Annotated in this window: 14 protein-coding genes; 7 read left to right on the forward strand and 7 right to left on the reverse strand. The window is 71.1% G+C overall.

Features of this window, described 5'->3' with window-relative positions; translation table 11 throughout:
• Positions 1-2 precede the first annotated feature (2 nt).
• From P1J78_RS04150 to P1J78_RS04160, 3 genes are all read right to left on the reverse strand, one after another.
• Positions 3-443 carry a hypothetical protein gene (locus P1J78_RS04150; RefSeq protein WP_275566064.1) on the reverse strand — a complete coding sequence of 147 codons (441 nt, stop codon included), beginning with the start codon at positions 441-443 and terminating at the stop codon, positions 3-5.
• Between the two features lie 567 nt (positions 444-1,010).
• Entirely contained in the window at positions 1,011-1,229 is a 219-nt protein-coding gene (locus P1J78_RS04155) for a hypothetical protein (RefSeq protein WP_275566065.1), read from the reverse strand.
• Complete coding sequence (locus P1J78_RS04160) at positions 1,226-1,459, reverse strand: hypothetical protein (RefSeq protein WP_275566066.1); 234 nt, start codon at positions 1,457-1,459, stop codon at positions 1,226-1,228. Before P1J78_RS04160 ends, P1J78_RS04155 begins: the two co-directional genes overlap by 4 nt.
• Before the next feature lie 296 nt (positions 1,460-1,755).
• On the opposite strand from P1J78_RS04160, the gene P1J78_RS25350 reads away from it, so the two are divergent.
• The 4 genes from P1J78_RS25350 (at position 1,756) to P1J78_RS04185 (ending at position 9,418) form a co-directional block, all read left to right on the forward strand.
• Positions 1,756-5,190 carry a methyl-accepting chemotaxis protein gene (locus P1J78_RS25350; RefSeq protein WP_309568092.1) on the forward strand — a complete coding sequence of 1,145 codons (3,435 nt, stop codon included), beginning with the start codon at positions 1,756-1,758 and terminating at the stop codon, positions 5,188-5,190.
• A gap of 350 nt (positions 5,191-5,540) precedes the next feature.
• Entirely contained in the window at positions 5,541-6,194 is a 654-nt protein-coding gene (locus P1J78_RS04175; protein ID WP_275566067.1) for a protein-L-isoaspartate O-methyltransferase family protein, read from the forward strand.
• Positions 6,191-7,567 (forward strand): TolC family outer membrane protein, encoded by a 1,377-nt coding sequence (locus P1J78_RS04180; protein WP_275566068.1) that lies wholly within the window; start codon positions 6,191-6,193, stop codon positions 7,565-7,567. The genes P1J78_RS04175 and P1J78_RS04180 overlap by 4 nt, the downstream gene beginning before the upstream one ends.
• Before the next feature lie 99 nt (positions 7,568-7,666).
• Positions 7,667-9,418 carry a hypothetical protein gene (locus P1J78_RS04185; RefSeq protein WP_275566069.1) on the forward strand — a complete coding sequence of 584 codons (1,752 nt, stop codon included), beginning with the start codon at positions 7,667-7,669 and terminating at the stop codon, positions 9,416-9,418.
• A 4-nt stretch (positions 9,419-9,422) separates the two neighbouring features.
• Here the strand turns inward: P1J78_RS04185 and P1J78_RS04190 are convergent, their stop codons facing one another.
• A complete protein-coding gene (locus tag P1J78_RS04190) occupies positions 9,423-10,877 on the reverse strand; it encodes a cobyric acid synthase (RefSeq protein ID WP_275566070.1) in 1,455 nt (484 codons plus the stop codon).
• Positions 10,878-10,924: 47 nt separating this feature from the next.
• On the opposite strand from P1J78_RS04190, the gene P1J78_RS04195 reads away from it, so the two are divergent.
• Positions 10,925-11,551 carry a hypothetical protein gene (locus P1J78_RS04195; RefSeq protein WP_275566071.1) on the forward strand — a complete coding sequence of 209 codons (627 nt, stop codon included), beginning with the start codon at positions 10,925-10,927 and terminating at the stop codon, positions 11,549-11,551.
• 81 nt (positions 11,552-11,632) lie between these two features.
• Here the strand turns inward: P1J78_RS04195 and P1J78_RS04200 are convergent, their stop codons facing one another.
• The gene (locus P1J78_RS04200; RefSeq protein WP_275566072.1) at positions 11,633-11,962 is read right to left on the reverse strand and encodes a DUF6280 family protein; all 330 of its coding nucleotides are present in this window, start codon (positions 11,960-11,962) and stop codon (positions 11,633-11,635) included.
• A 214-nt stretch (positions 11,963-12,176) separates the two neighbouring features.
• Here P1J78_RS04200 and efp point away from each other — a divergent pair, with 214 nt between their 5' ends.
• Complete coding sequence (efp, locus tag P1J78_RS04205) at positions 12,177-12,740, forward strand: elongation factor P (protein ID WP_275566073.1); 564 nt, start codon at positions 12,177-12,179, stop codon at positions 12,738-12,740.
• 101 nt (positions 12,741-12,841) lie between these two features.
• Here the strand turns inward: efp and P1J78_RS04210 are convergent, their stop codons facing one another.
• Together P1J78_RS04210 and ygfZ are read right to left on the reverse strand one after the other, a co-directional pair.
• Positions 12,842-13,651 (reverse strand): fructosamine kinase family protein, encoded by an 810-nt coding sequence (locus P1J78_RS04210; RefSeq protein WP_275566074.1) that lies wholly within the window; start codon positions 13,649-13,651, stop codon positions 12,842-12,844.
• Positions 13,648-14,403, reverse strand: a complete 756-nt coding sequence (gene ygfZ / locus P1J78_RS04215; protein ID WP_275566075.1) for a CAF17-like 4Fe-4S cluster assembly/insertion protein YgfZ — start codon at positions 14,401-14,403, stop codon at positions 13,648-13,650. Before ygfZ ends, P1J78_RS04210 begins: the two co-directional genes overlap by 4 nt.
• 63 nt (positions 14,404-14,466) lie before the next feature.
• On the opposite strand from ygfZ, the gene P1J78_RS04220 reads away from it, so the two are divergent.
• A complete protein-coding gene (locus P1J78_RS04220; protein ID WP_275566076.1) occupies positions 14,467-15,150 on the forward strand; it encodes a TIGR04283 family arsenosugar biosynthesis glycosyltransferase in 684 nt (227 codons plus the stop codon).
• The last annotated feature ends 57 nt before the right edge of the window (positions 15,151-15,207 follow it).

Here is a 15,207-nt window from a genome sequence, read left to right on the forward strand (position 1 = left end):
GTTTACTGCTCCTTTTCGTCGAGGCGTTGGTGAACACTCCGCTCGATCTCCTTGATGTTGATGATGACGACACCGACCGGCGCCTGTTCTGGAGCGGGTGTCTCGCTCCAATTGTCGTCGCCCTCGTCGGCGAGCGCCGCAAGAATGGTCTGTAGGCTGTCTGATTTCTCGACAGGCACACCACCCGGCGTCAGTCCGGTAATGAATGGCCCGGCTGCCGGAAACGCCCACGCCGTCGGCAACTCATCAAGCTTTGTCATCCAGAACGCCGCCACACGGCGCGCCTCGGCTGCCGACGCGCCACAGTCTTGAAGCGCGCGCGCAGCAAGGAGTTCCACCGCCTGAGAAACGACGTCTGTCGTCGCAAGTGGTCCGTGGCGGAGCAGGTTGTTGACCGTGTGCCGGGTCGTGCCCGTAAGCTCTGCAATCCTAGAACTGCTCATGTCTGTTCTCATGTTCGTGCGGTCTCATGTTACACACCCTTTTTAATCGTGTAAAGCAGCTCAGAGCGGCTAGGGCCGAATTCACCAGCGATGTTCTTGCCGCGTTCATGCCTGCATTAACCTTTCGTTCGTCATCCGTTCGACCGGACGCACTACCGCCACCCGCTACCTGCCCCCGATACACAAGGCAGGTCCCGACGCTTCCCGCTCCGTATCCGCGCGATGCCCTGTGTCGTGGGCCAGACGCCTGCCCGCGGGCTTTGCTCCCGCCCCGCCCATCGCAGCCTTGCTCCGGTGCGGTCCCCGGTCGGTCACGGCGCGTTCTCTGCGCCTCACCCGCCGGTGGGTTTTGGTGTCGCGCTTCTGGCAGGGGCCAGTCGGGACCGCTTCCTGCCGGGCCGGGTGATCTCCCCGGAGCGTGTCCGCCCTTTGGTGGCCGGGAGGGCGGAAAACCGTGGCTGGGGCTTTTCATGGCGCATCGCCTGCGTTATACTATTACGTATCGGAGAGCCCCCGCTTGAACCGATACCAATGCGAGCCCCCGCCTTGTCCCGGCGGGGGTTTCGTTTATCCGTCCTCGATCACCTCCAGGTCGTTGGTCTCGTGGAACAGCTCCGACACGAGGCGGCGCATGATGGCCTCCTGCTTCTGGCTGGGTTTCCAGTGGCGGCGCCGGGACTGGCGGACGATGGATGCAGCGAAACCGCGCGACCAATCGTTCTCGGCCTTGTCCCGGACGGCCGGCATGTGGTGGATCAGTTCTTCGGTGGAGCGGGGGCGGGTCATGCGGCCCTCCCGTGTTCCACGTCGAAGATCGCCGTCTCGGCGGTCGCCATGGCGTCGTCATCATCCAGGCTGCGCAGAGCGGCGTATGCGAGGGCAGCGCGCTCGGCGGGCGACAGGATGATGCGGATGAGGAAGGCGAAGCCGATCCAGGCGTCGAAGTCGCCCAGCGTCAGGGTGTAGCCCAGCAGCTGAGAGGCGCGCTTGTGCGCCGGTTTGGCGAAGCGCGACATGGCGGATTTGCGGTTATCAGGTTCACCAGCCGTTCCGGCTTTGTCCTGATAACGATTTTTGGGGAAGTCTCTGTTTTCTTGGCGGAAACGGCGGGATTTGCAATCCGCTGCGTCACCACTCCGCCAACTCGCCAGAGTGGGGGACGGATTAGGAGCTTTGCCGACCGGCGTCAAGGCGTCATTCCACGCCGCCGGCGCCGGGCCGGCCTTAAGCCAATATTCACGGCTCGGCCCTACGGATACCGCCGAGCATTTTCTCCTGCGGCGCGACGCCGCCCAACGAAGCGGGGCCGAACTTGGGATTCCTCAACAACATCCGGATCACGTCGAAACTGCCGGCGATCATGCTGGGCCTCGTCTGTCTTGCCGTCGCCGTCTTCGGCGTGATCGCCGAGCGGGCCGAGCGGCAGAGCCTGACCGAGGCCGCGGCGCAGCGGGTCGCGGCCGTCCTCGCGTCGGAGGCGCATGCCCTGGAGCGGTCGTTCGAGCGGCGCGCGCTGCAGCTGTCCCGCATCGCGCGCGAGACGACCACGCTGCGCGGCATCAGCGGCATGGCCACGGCCTGGGCGGCCCTGCCGGACGCGCCGGACCGGCTGCGGCAGCTCTATGTCGAGGACAATCCGTTTCCGGCGGGGAACCGCCAGGCCTATGACAATGCCGGCGACCGGTCGCGCTATTCCGCGCTGCACGCGCTGATCCACCGGCACTTCGTCTCGCTGGTCGAGGATTTCGGCTATCACGACATCCTGTTGCTCGATACCGAGGGCAACCTGGTCTACTCGGTCGCGAAAGCGGCGGATTTCGCGACCAACATGGCGCGCGGCCCGTGGCGCGACAGCGGCCTGGCCGATGTCTGGACCCGCGCGATGCAGGCGGCGGAGGGCGAGCAGGTCTTCGCCGATTTCGAAGCCTACGCGCCGCGTCAGGGCGCGCCCGCGGCCTTCCTGGCGCAGCCGGTCTTCCGCGAGGGCGAGCGGATCGGCGCGGTTGTCGTGCAGCTGCGCGACGACCGCGTGTCCGGCGCCGTCGCGCAGGCCGCGTGGCTGGGCGAGACCGGCGAGATATTCCTTGTCGGCCCCGATTACCTGCTGCGGTCGAACCGTCCGTCGGCCGATTCGCCCACGGTTCTGACCGAACGTGCCGAGGGCGCGGCGGTGCGCGCCGCCCTGGCGGACGAGTCGGGCGAGCTGATGACCGAAAACGCCGCCGGCGTCCCGGTGCTGCGCGCCTACCACCCGGTGGAGATATTCGGCACGCGCTGGGCGGCGATCGCCGATGTCGCGCGGTCCGAGGCGCTCGCCGGCGTGGCGGATCTGCGGTGGACGCTCTTCTGGAACAGCCTCGCGGTGATCGGCGTCTGCGCGCTGGTGGCGACCGCCTTCTCGATGTCGCTGTCCCGGCCGCTGGGGCGGGTGACCGACGCCATCGCGCGGATCTCCGGCGGGGCGCTCGACACCGACGTGCCGGAGACGGGCCGCGGCGACGAGATCGGCCAGATCGCCGGCCGGTTGGAGGATTTCCGCGAGAAGCTTTCGGCCGCGGAAGCGGAACAGGTCAAGAGCACGTTCCGCGGCGCCGCCTTCTCGGCCAGCACCGCGGCGATCTTCATGGTCGGCCCGGACGGGCGAATCGACCATGCCAATCGCGCCGCCCGGACCCTGTTCGAGGGCAACGCCGAGGAGTTCCGCGCCGGCAACCCGTCCTATGACGGCGGCGACATCCGCGGCCAGGCGCTCGACGCCGTCCTCCCCCGCGAGGTGGTCGCGCGGCTGCGGACGCTGATCGCCGACGCGGCGCTGCCGGCACGGCTGTCGGTGCCCCTGGGCGAGTTGCGGCTGGAGCTGGATATCGGCGCGGTGCTGACCGGCGACGGCGAGGCCATCGGCCATGTGATCGAGCTGAAGGACGTCACGTCGAGCTTTCTGGGCGAGGCGGTGATGCAGTCGATCGACGCATACCAGCTGCGCGCGGATTTCCTGCCCGGGGGCGGCATCGTGGCGGCGAACGCCGCCTTCTGCAATGCGCTGGAAACGGAGGCCGACGCGCTGCGGGGCCGCGACGTGAAGGAGGTCGTCGCCTCCGACAGGGGGCCGGAGCAGACCGCCGAGATCGTGGCGCATCTGCGGGACGGCAAACCCTATTTCGGCCGCTACCTGCTCCGCGGACCGTCGGGCGCCGAGGCCGTCGCCGAGGGCAGCCTCACGCCGGTGACCGATGCCGAGGGGGCGCTGCTGCGCTATATCATGATCGCCACCGACGTGACCGAGGCGCAGCGCGCCATTCGCGCCTCCGAGACCGAGCGGCGCGAGGCGGCCGCGGCGCAGGAGACGGTGGTCGAGACCCTGCGCGCGGAACTCGGGCGGTTGGCCGGCGGCGACATGACGGCGCGCATCGACCAGGCCTTCGCCGGCGACTACGAGCAGCTGCGGCGCGACTTCAACACGGCCGCCGCGCGGCTCTCCGAAGCGCTGAGCGGCGTGGCCGCGAATGCCGAGGGGATTCGCGGCGGCGCGGCCGAGATCTCGTCGGCCGCCGACGACATGTCGGCCCGCACCGAGCGCCAGGCGGCGACGCTGGAAGAGACCGCGGCCGCGCTCGATCAACTGACGGCCTCGGTGAAATCGGCCGCCGAAGGCGCGGCAGAGGCGAACCGGATCGTGGACGCGGCGCGCAACAACGCCGAGACCTCCGGCGCGGTCGTGCGGGAGGCGGTGAACGCGATGAGCGAAATCGCCGAGTCGTCCAAGCAGATCTCGCGCATCACCGAGATGATCGACGACATCTCCTACCAGACCAACCTCCTGGCGCTCAACGCCGGGGTCGAGGCGGCGCGCGCCGGCGAGGCGGGCCGCGGCTTTGCCGTGGTCGCCTCCGAGGTGCGGGCGCTCGCCCAGCGGTCGTCCGACGCGGCGCAGGAGATCAACGACCTGATCTCCGCTTCCGGGCAGCAGGTCCGGCACGGCGTGGACCTCGTCGGCCAGGCGGGCGACGCGCTGACCCGGATCGCCGAAGGCGTCATCGAGATCTCCCGCCATGTCTCGGAGATCGCGGACTCGTCGCGCAAGCAGAGCACGGGGCTGGCGGAGATCAACGAGGCGGTGGGCGAGCTGGACCAGGTCACCCAGCAGAACGCGGCGATGTTCGAGGAGGCGACCGCCGCCGGCCATGGCCTGACGCGGGAGGCGGAGATGCTCGCCCGCGCGATGGCGCAGTTCCGCACCGGCGCGTCGGTGACGGCCCTGCACCGCGGCAGTGCGACGCCGGGCACGGGGCAGGGGCCCGCGGAGTCCGGGCCGTCTGCGGCGCGGACCGCCCCTGCCGGCGCGCGGGCCGGTGGTGGCGCGGCGCCTGAAAATGGCGGCGCGGCGCCAAAGAGTGGCGGCGTGGCGCCGGAGGGCGATGGCGAGGCCCGTCCCGCCGGCAGCCACGGCTCGAATCGCGGGGGCGCTACCGGCGGACCTGGCTCAGGTCGCGGCGGCGCGGCCGGCAGCGCGGATACGAATCGCGGTGGCGCGGCAGCGGCTGGCGCGCGTGTGACGGCGGCGGGCGCACGCGCCGGGACGGCCGGCCATCACGAGGCGGCAGCCGGCGGGGGCAAGGCGCCGGCGCGCGGCGGTCCCGCCCGCAGCGTCGCGGCACGCCGGACGGAACCGGCGGCGGCGGCCGGCGGGGCCGCTGTCGCGGAGGAGCAGGTGGACTTCGACGACGCGGATGGATGGGCACATTTCTGACACGCAACGCGGCGTTGCGGACCCGCGGGGCGCCTCGCACGCGCGGCGCTCCGCGGTATCCGGCGATTGGCCGACTCGAAGCCGAACGGGGGCGCCCCGCACGTGCGGCGCTCCGCGGCCGCGCACCGGGGGGCGACGTCGCATATGCGTCCGGCCGGATCGGCGATGCGGCCGTCCCGCCTCCCGGCCGGCCCGCCTCCAGGCCGGCCCGCCCGCCCGCTCCCGGCCGGCCCGCCGGCCCGCTCCCGGCCGGCCCGTCGGCCCGTCACGGTCGCGGGCGCGGGCCAGTTGTCGACCGCGTCGAGATGTGGCATCAAACACGGAGAAACTAGACTGAAGAGTTCACTTCCATGACCGACAACGCCGCGCGCCGCAGGATGATGGTGGACACCCAGGTCCGCCCTTCGGACGTCACCAAATACCCGATCATCGAGGCGATGCTGGAGGTCCCGCGCGAGCGGTTCGTGCCCGACGACTGGCGCCCCACGGCCTATGTCGACGGCAATATCCCGCTGGCCCCCGGGCGCTGCGTCCTGGCGCCGCGGACCCTGGCCAAGCTCCTGGATGCGCTGAACATCCGCCCCGACGAGCTGGTGCTCGATCTGGGCTGCGGGCTGGGCTATTCGGCCGCCGTCATGGCGCGGCTGGCCGAGGCGGTGGTCGCCCTGGAAGAGGATGCCGACATGGCCGCCGAGGCCCAGGCGCAGCTGTCCGAAGACGGCGCCGACAACGTGGCCGTGGTCGAGGCGCCGCTGACCGCCGGCGCGCCCAAGCACGGCCCCTACGACGCGATCCTCGTCGAGGGCGCGGTCGAGGAGATCCCCGAGGCCCTGACCGACCAGCTGAAGGACGGCGGCCGCATCGGGCTGATCGTGATGCAGGGGGCGCTCGGCCAGGCGCGGATCGGCGTGAAGGCCGACGGCGTGATGAGCTGGCGCTGGATCTTCGACGGCGGCGCCCCGGTCCTGCCCGGCTTCGAACGCAAGGCGGAGTTCGTGCTGTGACGCGACGAGGCAGCCTGCGCGGCCTGGCCGCGGCCGCGGCCGCCGCGATCTCGCTTTTGGCCGCCGGCGCCGCGGCCCGGGCCGAGACCCTGACCGACGCGCTGATCGCCGCCTACACCAATTCCAACCTGCTGGAGCAGAACCGCGCGCTGCTGCGCGCCGCCGACGAGGATGTGGCCACCGCCATCGCCGCGCTGCGCCCCGTGGTCGAATGGGCGCTGACCTCGCGCTATACCGACACCAACCTGACCGATCCCGACATCACCACGACCCTGTCGCTGTCGGCGCAGATGACGATCTACGACTTCGGGCGCACGCCGCTGGCCGTCGACGTCGCCAAGGAAAGCGTGCTGGCCACCCGCGACGGGCTGCTGCAGGTCGAGCAGAACGTGCTCTTGCAGGCGGTGCGGGCCTATATGGAGGTGATCCGCGCCGCCCGTTTCGTCGATCTGCGCCGCAACAACGTCCGGCTGATCACCAACGAATTGCGCGCTGCGCGCGAGCGGTTCGAGGTGGGCGAGATCACCCGCACCGACGTGTCGCTCGCCGAGGCCGCGCTCGCCGCCGCCCGCGCGGCGCTCTCCGCGGCGGAGGGCGACTACAACGTCGCGCGCGAGGCCTACAAGGCCGCCGTCGGCCACTATCCGAAGAACCTGGTGCGCCCGACCGTCCCGCCGATGACGGCGGACACGCTGGACGCGGCGCGCGCGGTCGCGGTCAAGACCCACCCGCTGATCCACCAGCGCCAGCGCGAGGTGACGATCGCCGAGCTGAACATCGCCCGCGCCCGCGCCGACCTGCGCCCCCGGATCACCGGCGGCGCCTCGGCGAGCATCAACGACGACGAGGTGCGCAGCGGCACGCTGGAACTGCGGCTGGGCCAGACGATCTATTCCGGCGGCGCGCTGGCCTCGGCCCTGCGCCGCGCCGTCGCCCTGGCCGAGGCCGACCGGGCAGAGCTGTTGCAGGCGGTGCTGACGGTCAAGCAGAACGTCGCCGACGCCTGGACGGCCCTGCGCGTCGCCGTCGCCTCGACCGAAGCCAACCAGCGGCAGGTCAACGCCGCGCGCATCGCCTTCAATGGCGTGCGGGAAGAGGCCTCGCTGGGCGCCCGCACCACGCTGGACGTGCTCGACGCGGAACAGGAGCTGCTGGACGCCCGCGCGGCGCTGATCGAGGCCGAGATCAACCAGTTCATCGCGGTCTACTCGCTGTTGTCCACCATGGGGCTGCTGACCGTCCAGCATCTCGACCTGGGGATCGTGACCTACGATCCCTCCGCCTATTACGCGGCGGTCGAATCCGCGCCGGTGCGCCATGTCAGCCCGCAGGGCGAAAAGCTGGACCGGGTGCTTAAAAGCCTGGGGAAATAGGCCGAAAGCGCGTGCAAATTGCGGGTCCACCAGCGACAGTTGTGTGCTACTGTGCAACCGGGTACTATCCCGTCGAGCAGTAAATAAAAGGGTGTCCGCATGCCCGATCCAGTATCGAACGCGGAGATCGAAGACGTCCTGTCGTCGATCCGCCGCCTCGTCTCCGAAGAACCGTCCAGCCTGCGACGCAAGCCCGCCGCCGCATCGGCGCGCGAGCGGCTGGTCCTGACACCGGCCCAGCGCGTCTCGGACGAGAGCGCCGAGGCGTCCGGCGGCGTGGGGGACAGGGCGCCGGAGCCGGAGGAGGCGCCGGAGGCGTCCGGGATCGCGGAGATCGACGCCGGCGACGGCGCAACCGGCGCCGCGACGGCCCGGACGGCGGCGAATGACGGGACGGTCGCGCCCGCGTCTGATGCCCCCGAGGATAGCGGAGAGGACATTGACGACGACTCCGCGGCGCCGGATGCGGCGCCGGCGGCCCGCGCGGCGATCACCCCGGCGATGACGCTCGAGGAACGGATCGCGGGGCTGGAGGCCGCGTTGATGCAGGCGGGCGGCGAATGGGAGCCGGATGGCTCGGAGGACGGCGCCAGCGACGAGACCCGCCCGCTGAGCGCGGATGCGGATTACGATTTCTACGAGGCGTGGCAGCGCGAGACAGAGCGCGCCGAGGCGGAGGACCGTGCCGGCGAGTCGCAGAACCTGGAAGCGTTGATTCTGGAACCCGGCATGGTGGCCGGCCGTGACGCGGAGGAGGGGCCGGACGCGCCGGACGCCGACGCCGCGATCGCCGAGGCCCTCGACCCGGACGGCGCGGAGAGCGATGCGGCGCAGGCGGCGGAGGACGATGCCCCTGAGGCGGAGGCGTCGGAACTGGAACCAGCCGAGGCGGAGGCCGACGCGCCGAGCACCGGAGACGGCGACGAAGCCGAGGGGCCCCAAGATGACGAGTCCCAGGACGAGTCCCAGGGCGATGCGGGGGACACGGCGGCGGCTGTCTTGGAATCGCTGGGGATCGACATCGGGGCCGAGGATGCGGCGGCCGAGGATGCCGCGGACGACGATCATGCGGTGGAGGATGCCGCGGAAGACGATACCGCGGAGGAGGATGACGCGACTCTCGTGGCGCTGGACATCCCCGGGCATGAGATGGCGCCGGACGGGCCGGAGCCGGAAACGGATCGGCAGGATGCGCCCGAGCCGTCGGTCACCGACGACGCGGCAAGCGCCGCGGAGGAGCTGGCGGACACCGGGGCCGCACCGGAGCCGGCGGACGACGATGTGACAGCGGCGGCGGAAGACGCAGCGCCCGAGCCCGCCTTCACGTCCGTCGCGCGGCGCAATTCGGTGTCGGGCGATCCCGACGAACTCGCGGCGACCCTCGACAGGGTCGTGCTGACGGGCTGGTCCCGCTGGCAGGGGAAACCGGACCAACCCGCTGCGGCGCCGGAGGCTGCCGACGCGGCGGAGGCCGGCCTGCCGGCGGACGACCCCTCGGAGGCCGCCGACACGCCGGAACACGCCGCCGAGGCGTGGGAGGATTGGCCCGCGGCGATGCCCGAGGATCCGGGCGACGATCCGGGCGAGGCGCGCGCGGCGGACGCCGAAGAGGCGCCGGCCGGCCTCTTCGGGGCGAACACGAACGTCGCGGCACCGGACGCGGAGGACGACGACGATTTCGACCTCTACGGAGAGGAAGCGTTGATCGACGAGGAGGCGTTGCGCGAAATGGTCGCCGAGCTCGTGCGCGAGGAACTGCAGGGCGTGCTGGGCGAACGCATCACCCGCAATGTCCGCCGCCTGGTCCGGCGCGAGATCGAGCGGGCGCTGGCGCTGCGCGACCTCGGCTGACGGGTCAGCACACCGGCGCCGCCAGCTCCAGCAGCCGGTCGAGGTCCAGCGCGTCGTCGAGATGCGCGGCCAGCGCGTCGAGCGTGGCGTCCAGCCCCGCCTCGTAGGGCGCCTGGCCCGCCGTGCCGCCCAGCCGGTCCAGATAGCGCGCGCGGAAGCCGTCCGCCGCGAACAGCCCGTGCAGATAGCAGCCGCGGACCCGGCCGTCGGCGCTTTCCGCCCCTTCCGGCCGGCCGTCGATCTCCAGCCACGCCCGCGCGCCGTCGGGGCCGGTCGTGTCGCCCAGGTGGATCTCATAGCCCTCGACGGGCTCGCCGCTCGCCCGGTCCCGCGCGCGGGTCAGCGACAGCCGCTTTTCCGGCCGCATCACGGTAGTCACGTCCAGAAGGCCGAGGCCCCGCGTCCGGTCCGGCGGTCCTTCGAGACCCTCCGGGTCGGCGATCTCGCGTCCCAGCATCTGGTAGCCGCCGCACAGCCCCAGCACGTGCCCGCCGCGCCGGACATGGGCGAACAGGTCGACGTCCCAGCCCTGCGCCCGGAAATCGGCCAGATCGGCGATGGTGGACTTGGAGCCGGGGATCAGCACCAGCGCCGCATCGCCGGGCAGGGCGCGGCCGGGCGGCACGATCTCGACGCTGACGCCGGGTTCGGCGTTCAGCGGGTCGAGGTCGTCGAAATTGGCGATCCGGTTCAGCCGCGGCACCGCGATCTTCAGCGCGCCGCCGGGCCTCGAGCGGATGTCCATCACGTCCTCGGCCGGCAGCTTCCAGGCCTGCGCGAAATGCGGCAGCACCCCCAGCGGCGCCCATCCGGTGCGCGCCGCGATGGCGTCCATCCCCTCGGCGAAGAGCGTGGGATCGCCGCGGAACTTGTTGACCGCAAAGCCTTTTATCCGCGCGCGGTCCTCCAGCGGCAGGACCGCATGGGTGCCGACCAGCTGCGCGATGACGCCGCCGCGGTCGATGTCGCCCAAGAGCACAACGGGCACATCCGCCGCCTCGGCGAATCCCATGTTGGCGATGTCGCCCGCGCGCAGGTTTATCTCGGCCGGGCTGCCCGCCCCCTCGACCAGCACCAGGTCGGCCCCGGCGGCCAGGCGGTGGTAACTTTGCAGAACTTTCGGCATCAGAGACGCTTTCTGCTGTCCGTAGTCGCGCGCGCGCAGGGTGGCAAAGCGCTGTCCCTGCACGATCACCTGCGCGCCGGTATCGGTCTCGGGCTTCAGCAGCACCGGGTTCATGTCGACCACCGGATCGCGCCCGGCCGCGCGGGCTTGCAGCGCCTGGGCCCGCCCGATCTCGCCGCCGTCGACGGTGACGGCCGCGTTGTTCGACATGTTCTGCGGCTTGAACGGCGCCACGCGCAGCCCGCGAGCGGCAAAGGCCCGGGCCAGACCCGCCACGACCAGCGACTTGCCGACATTCGAGCCCGCGCCCTGGATCATGATTGCCTTGGCCATGCCTCCGACTATCTCTCGCGGGGCACCGAGGGAAGGGGGATCGCGCGATGGGCGCGGGCATCGGACAGAACAGAGGTCTCCGGGCGGTCGGTGCGGCACTGACCGTGGCCTGGCTCTGGGCCGGGCCGGCCTTTGCGCAATCCGACGGGTTCACCGTATTGGACGGCCGGGTCGCGCCCGGCGTGCTGTGCCCCACGGCGCGGTTCGGCTGCGAGGTCGTGGCCGACCGGGTGCGGCTGACGGTGGACCATGTGGCCGGTGTGGCGGCCGGCATCGGGCTCGCGCGGGTCACCTACGCGCCCTACTCGGACTGCCCGGACTGGGACGTTCTGACCTACATGGAGTTCGCCGGCACCGTCACCGAGGCGGGTCGCGCCGCGGGGCGCGTCGAGTCGCGGACGGTGGTGGAGATGGCGATGCCCGCGGGGGCCGGGTGCATGACCGAGCGGCGCGCGGTTCCCGACAGCGGCACATGGACGCTGGCCTGGGACGCGGACGGCGCGGCGCAGGCCATGGTGGCGTTCCGCTCCGGTGGCGGGGCGGGCACGGCGCTCGACCTGTCGGCGACATGGCAGGCGGAGCCGCCGCCGGACGTCACGGGCGCGGGCTGTGCCATGGACGCGCCCGGGCTGTGCACCCCGGACTTTACCCGGGAGTTCCTCGGGCGCGACTGACCCCGCAGGCCGCACCAAGCATGCGAAAAGGGGCGCCCCGCCTGGCGGTGCGCCCCTTTTTCTTGAGCCTGACGCCTTGGATCAGGCGGCTTCGGCCTGCTGCGCCAGAAGCGCGGCATTGCGGCGTTCCGATTCCTCGCGGCTGAGCGCGACGGAGGTGCGGACGCCTTTCGACACGAACTCCATCAGCCCGGAAACGACCCGTTCGTTGGGGTCGATGCCGGCGCAGCTGAGAACCTCGCGCCCGTCCCGCGACCGGGCCCAGCGGGCGATCTGGTCGGGGCCGTTGCCGTATTTCTTGTCGTCGGCGATCGCATCATCCAGGGCTGCAAGAACCACCGCCGCGAAGAGCTTGCGCGCGCGCTGACCCTGTTCGTAGTTGAATGCGGTCCCGTCAACGAAATCAGTCATACATCGTCCTTTTTATTGCTCTTGTCTTTCGTGGCGTGGCGGCCAATATGGCCTTTTTGCTTCGATTCGGTATTTCCCATTTGGAATGCCTCCCATGCACTGACTGCATGGCTGCACTCCCAGGGCTACCGTATTTAGTCGTCTTGCCTCCCGACAGTCCCGCAGATATAGGGTGCGTCCGAACCCGATCAACCTATTGCCATGGTTTCGCCACATGCCCAAGATCAACGGTAACGAGATTCGCCCCGGCAACGTGCTGGAGCACAACGGCGGCCTTTGGGCGGCCGTGAAAGTCGATCACGTCAAGCCCGGCAAGGGCGGGGCCTTTGCCCAGGTGGAGCTTCGCAACCTTCGCAACGGATCGAAGCTGAACGAACGGTTCCGGTCGGCGGACAAGGTGGAGCGCGTCCGGCTGGAACAGAAGGACCAGCAGTTCCTGTACGAAACCGACGGGATGCTGGTCTTCATGGACAGCGAGACCTTCGAACAAATCGAGCTTCCGGCCGAGATGCTGGGGGAGCGGCGCCCGTTCCTGCAGGACGGCATGGTCGTGCAGATCGAGTATTACGAGTCCGAGCCGCTGAACGCGACGCTGCCGCAGAAGGTGACCTGCAAGGTGGCCGAGACCGAGCCGGTGGTGAAGGGCCAGACGGCGGCGAACTCGTTCAAGCCGGCGGTCCTGGACAACGGGGTGAAGGTCATGGTGCCGCCCTTTGTGGGCCAGGACGAGGATATCGTCGTCAACACGGAAACGATGGAATACGCCGAGCGCGCCTGACGCGGGCGGCTTTCGGACCCGTCGGCGGATAAATGCCGTGAAGTAAATGCCGGATCCGTCCGTCCGACGCATCGGCGGTCAATTGCCGGTCGCGTCCGGACTTATGCGCCGGTCTCCGCCAACAGCCGCTCGACCATCCCGCGATAGCCGCCGCCGAACAGCCGCAGATGCACCAGCGCGGGCCAGAGCTGGTAGATGGGCCGCCGCTCCGCCTCGCCGGGCTCGGCCGGCCCATGGCCGTCGCGGAACCCGTCGCCGAGGCGCCCGAACAGGCCCAGCATCGCCAGGTCCACCTCGGCATGGCCGTGATAGCAGGCCGGGTCGATCACTCCGCTGAACCCCTCCGGCCCCCACAGCACGTTGCCCGACCACAGGTCGCCATGCAGCAGCGCGGCCGGCGGCGCGGCGGGCAGCAGATCGGGCAGCCGCGCGGCCAGCGCCTCGACCCGGCGGGCGAGATCGGCCGGCAGCGCCGCGATATCCGCCGTCAGCCGCCGCTCGGCCCAGAAGGCCGGCCAGTCGGGCCGCGGCGCGTTGCGGATCGTCACCGGGCCGAAGGCATGGTCCCGCGGCCAGCCATAGGCGTCCCCGGCCGCGTCGTGCAGCCGCCGCAGCGCCTCGCCGAACGCGGCCCAGGCCGCCGCGTCCGGCCGTCCGCCATCGGCGAGGCGGGTCATCACCAGCACATCCTCGGCGGCGGCCAGAACCGCGGGGCAGGGGCAGCCGGTCGCCGCGATGGCGCGCAGCATCTCCGCCTCGGCCCCGGCCAGCGGGCCGGTCTTGACCACCACGGCGCGGCCGTCGGCCAGCCGCGCCGCCGCGACCGAGGACAGATCGCCCCCGGACAGCGGAGACAGCTCCTCGACCGCCACCCCGGTCAACCGGGCGACGCTGTCGGCCAGCGCGCTCACGAGGCGAGCGTCACCGGCACGCCGTCCGCCTGCATCTCGCCCGTCGCGCGGTCGAAGCGCAGATAGGCGATCCCGGCGCCGCCGGCCTGGGTATAGAGCGTGCCGGCCGTCTTCTCGCCGGCGGTGATCGCGCTGCCCACCGGCGCCGCGCCGTCGACCGTGACCTTGGCCAGCCCCTTGCGCAGCTCGGTCTTGTGCTTCATCCGGGCGGTGACTTCCTGCCCGACATAGCAGCCCTTCTTGAAATCCACGCCGTTCAGCCGCTCGAACCCGGACTCCAGGATGAAGCTGCCGTCGGGAATCAGCTCCACCCCGCTTTCCGGCACGCAGGCCGCCACCCGCAGCGCGTCCCAGTCCACGCCGGCCGGCTCGGCGTCGAGTTCGCCGTAGTACCGCCAGCCCAGCGACGGATCGCGCGGATCCGCGAAGGCGCCCTCCGGCCCGTCGCCCAGCCCGCGCCAGACGGGCAGGTCGCGCTCTTCCAGCGTCACCTTCGAGCGCAGCTTGTACATCGACAGCCGCTGCATCAGCCCGGCCGCCAGATCCGCCTTCACGTCGATCAGGATCGCGTCCTCGGTTCGCAGCAGGAAGAAGTCGGCCAGGTACTTGCCCTGCGGCGTCAGCAGGGCGGCATAGACCAGCCCGTCCGCCAGCAGCGCCAGGTCGTTGGTCACCAGCCCCTGCAGAAACTCCATCCGGTCCTCGCCGCCGACGGCAAGGATTTGCCGATCGTCGCATCGGTCCGCGCGCATTTTGCATTCCCCCTATGGTCTCGGGCGGTAATATAGGGGTCCAGGCAGCAGACGAAAGAACCCATGCGCGCGCCGGTTTCCGTCATCGTCCCCACGCTCGACGCCGCTCGCGAGGTGCCGGCGACGCTGGCAAGCCTGGGCGAGGGGCTGGAAGAGGGCGTGATCCGCGAGCTGATCCTGAGCGACGGCGGCTCGGCCGACGGCACCGCGCGGATCGCCGATGCGGCGGGGGCGATCCTGGTCACCGGGCCGGCCGGCCGCGGCGGCCAGCTGGCCCGCGGCGCGGCGGAGGCGCAGGCCGAGTGGCTTCTGTTCCTGCACGCCGACACCCAGCTCGGCCCCGGCTGGGCGCCGGCGCTGCTCGGCCACCTGCGGGACCACCCGGACAAGGCCGGCCATTTCCGCCTTGCGTTCCGGGCCGACGGCTCCGCGGCGCGGCTCGTCGCGCGCTGGGCCAACTTCCGGGCGCGGGCCTTCGGGCTGCCCTATGGCGACCAGGGCCTGCTGATCTCGCGCCGGCTCTACGACGCGGTCGGCGGCTATCCCGAGATCCCGCTGATGGAGGATGTGGCGCTGGCCCGCGCGCTCGGGCGCCGCCTCGTGCCGCTGCCCGCCACCGCCTGGACCAGCGCCGAGCGCTACGAGCGCCAGGGCTGGCTGCGCCGCGGCACCCGCAACCTGGTCACGCTCACGCGCTACCTTCTGGGCGCCGACCCGGAGCGCCTCGCCCGCGCCTATTCGCGCTGACCCCGGTCTTCTTCTCGTGAAAAATACGCGCGCCGCAGGCACCGGCCGCAGGCCGGT

The sequence above is a fragment of the Psychromarinibacter sediminicola genome (genome assembly GCF_029168335.1).
GTDB lineage: Bacteria > Pseudomonadota > Alphaproteobacteria > Rhodobacterales > Rhodobacteraceae > Psychromarinibacter > Psychromarinibacter sediminicola.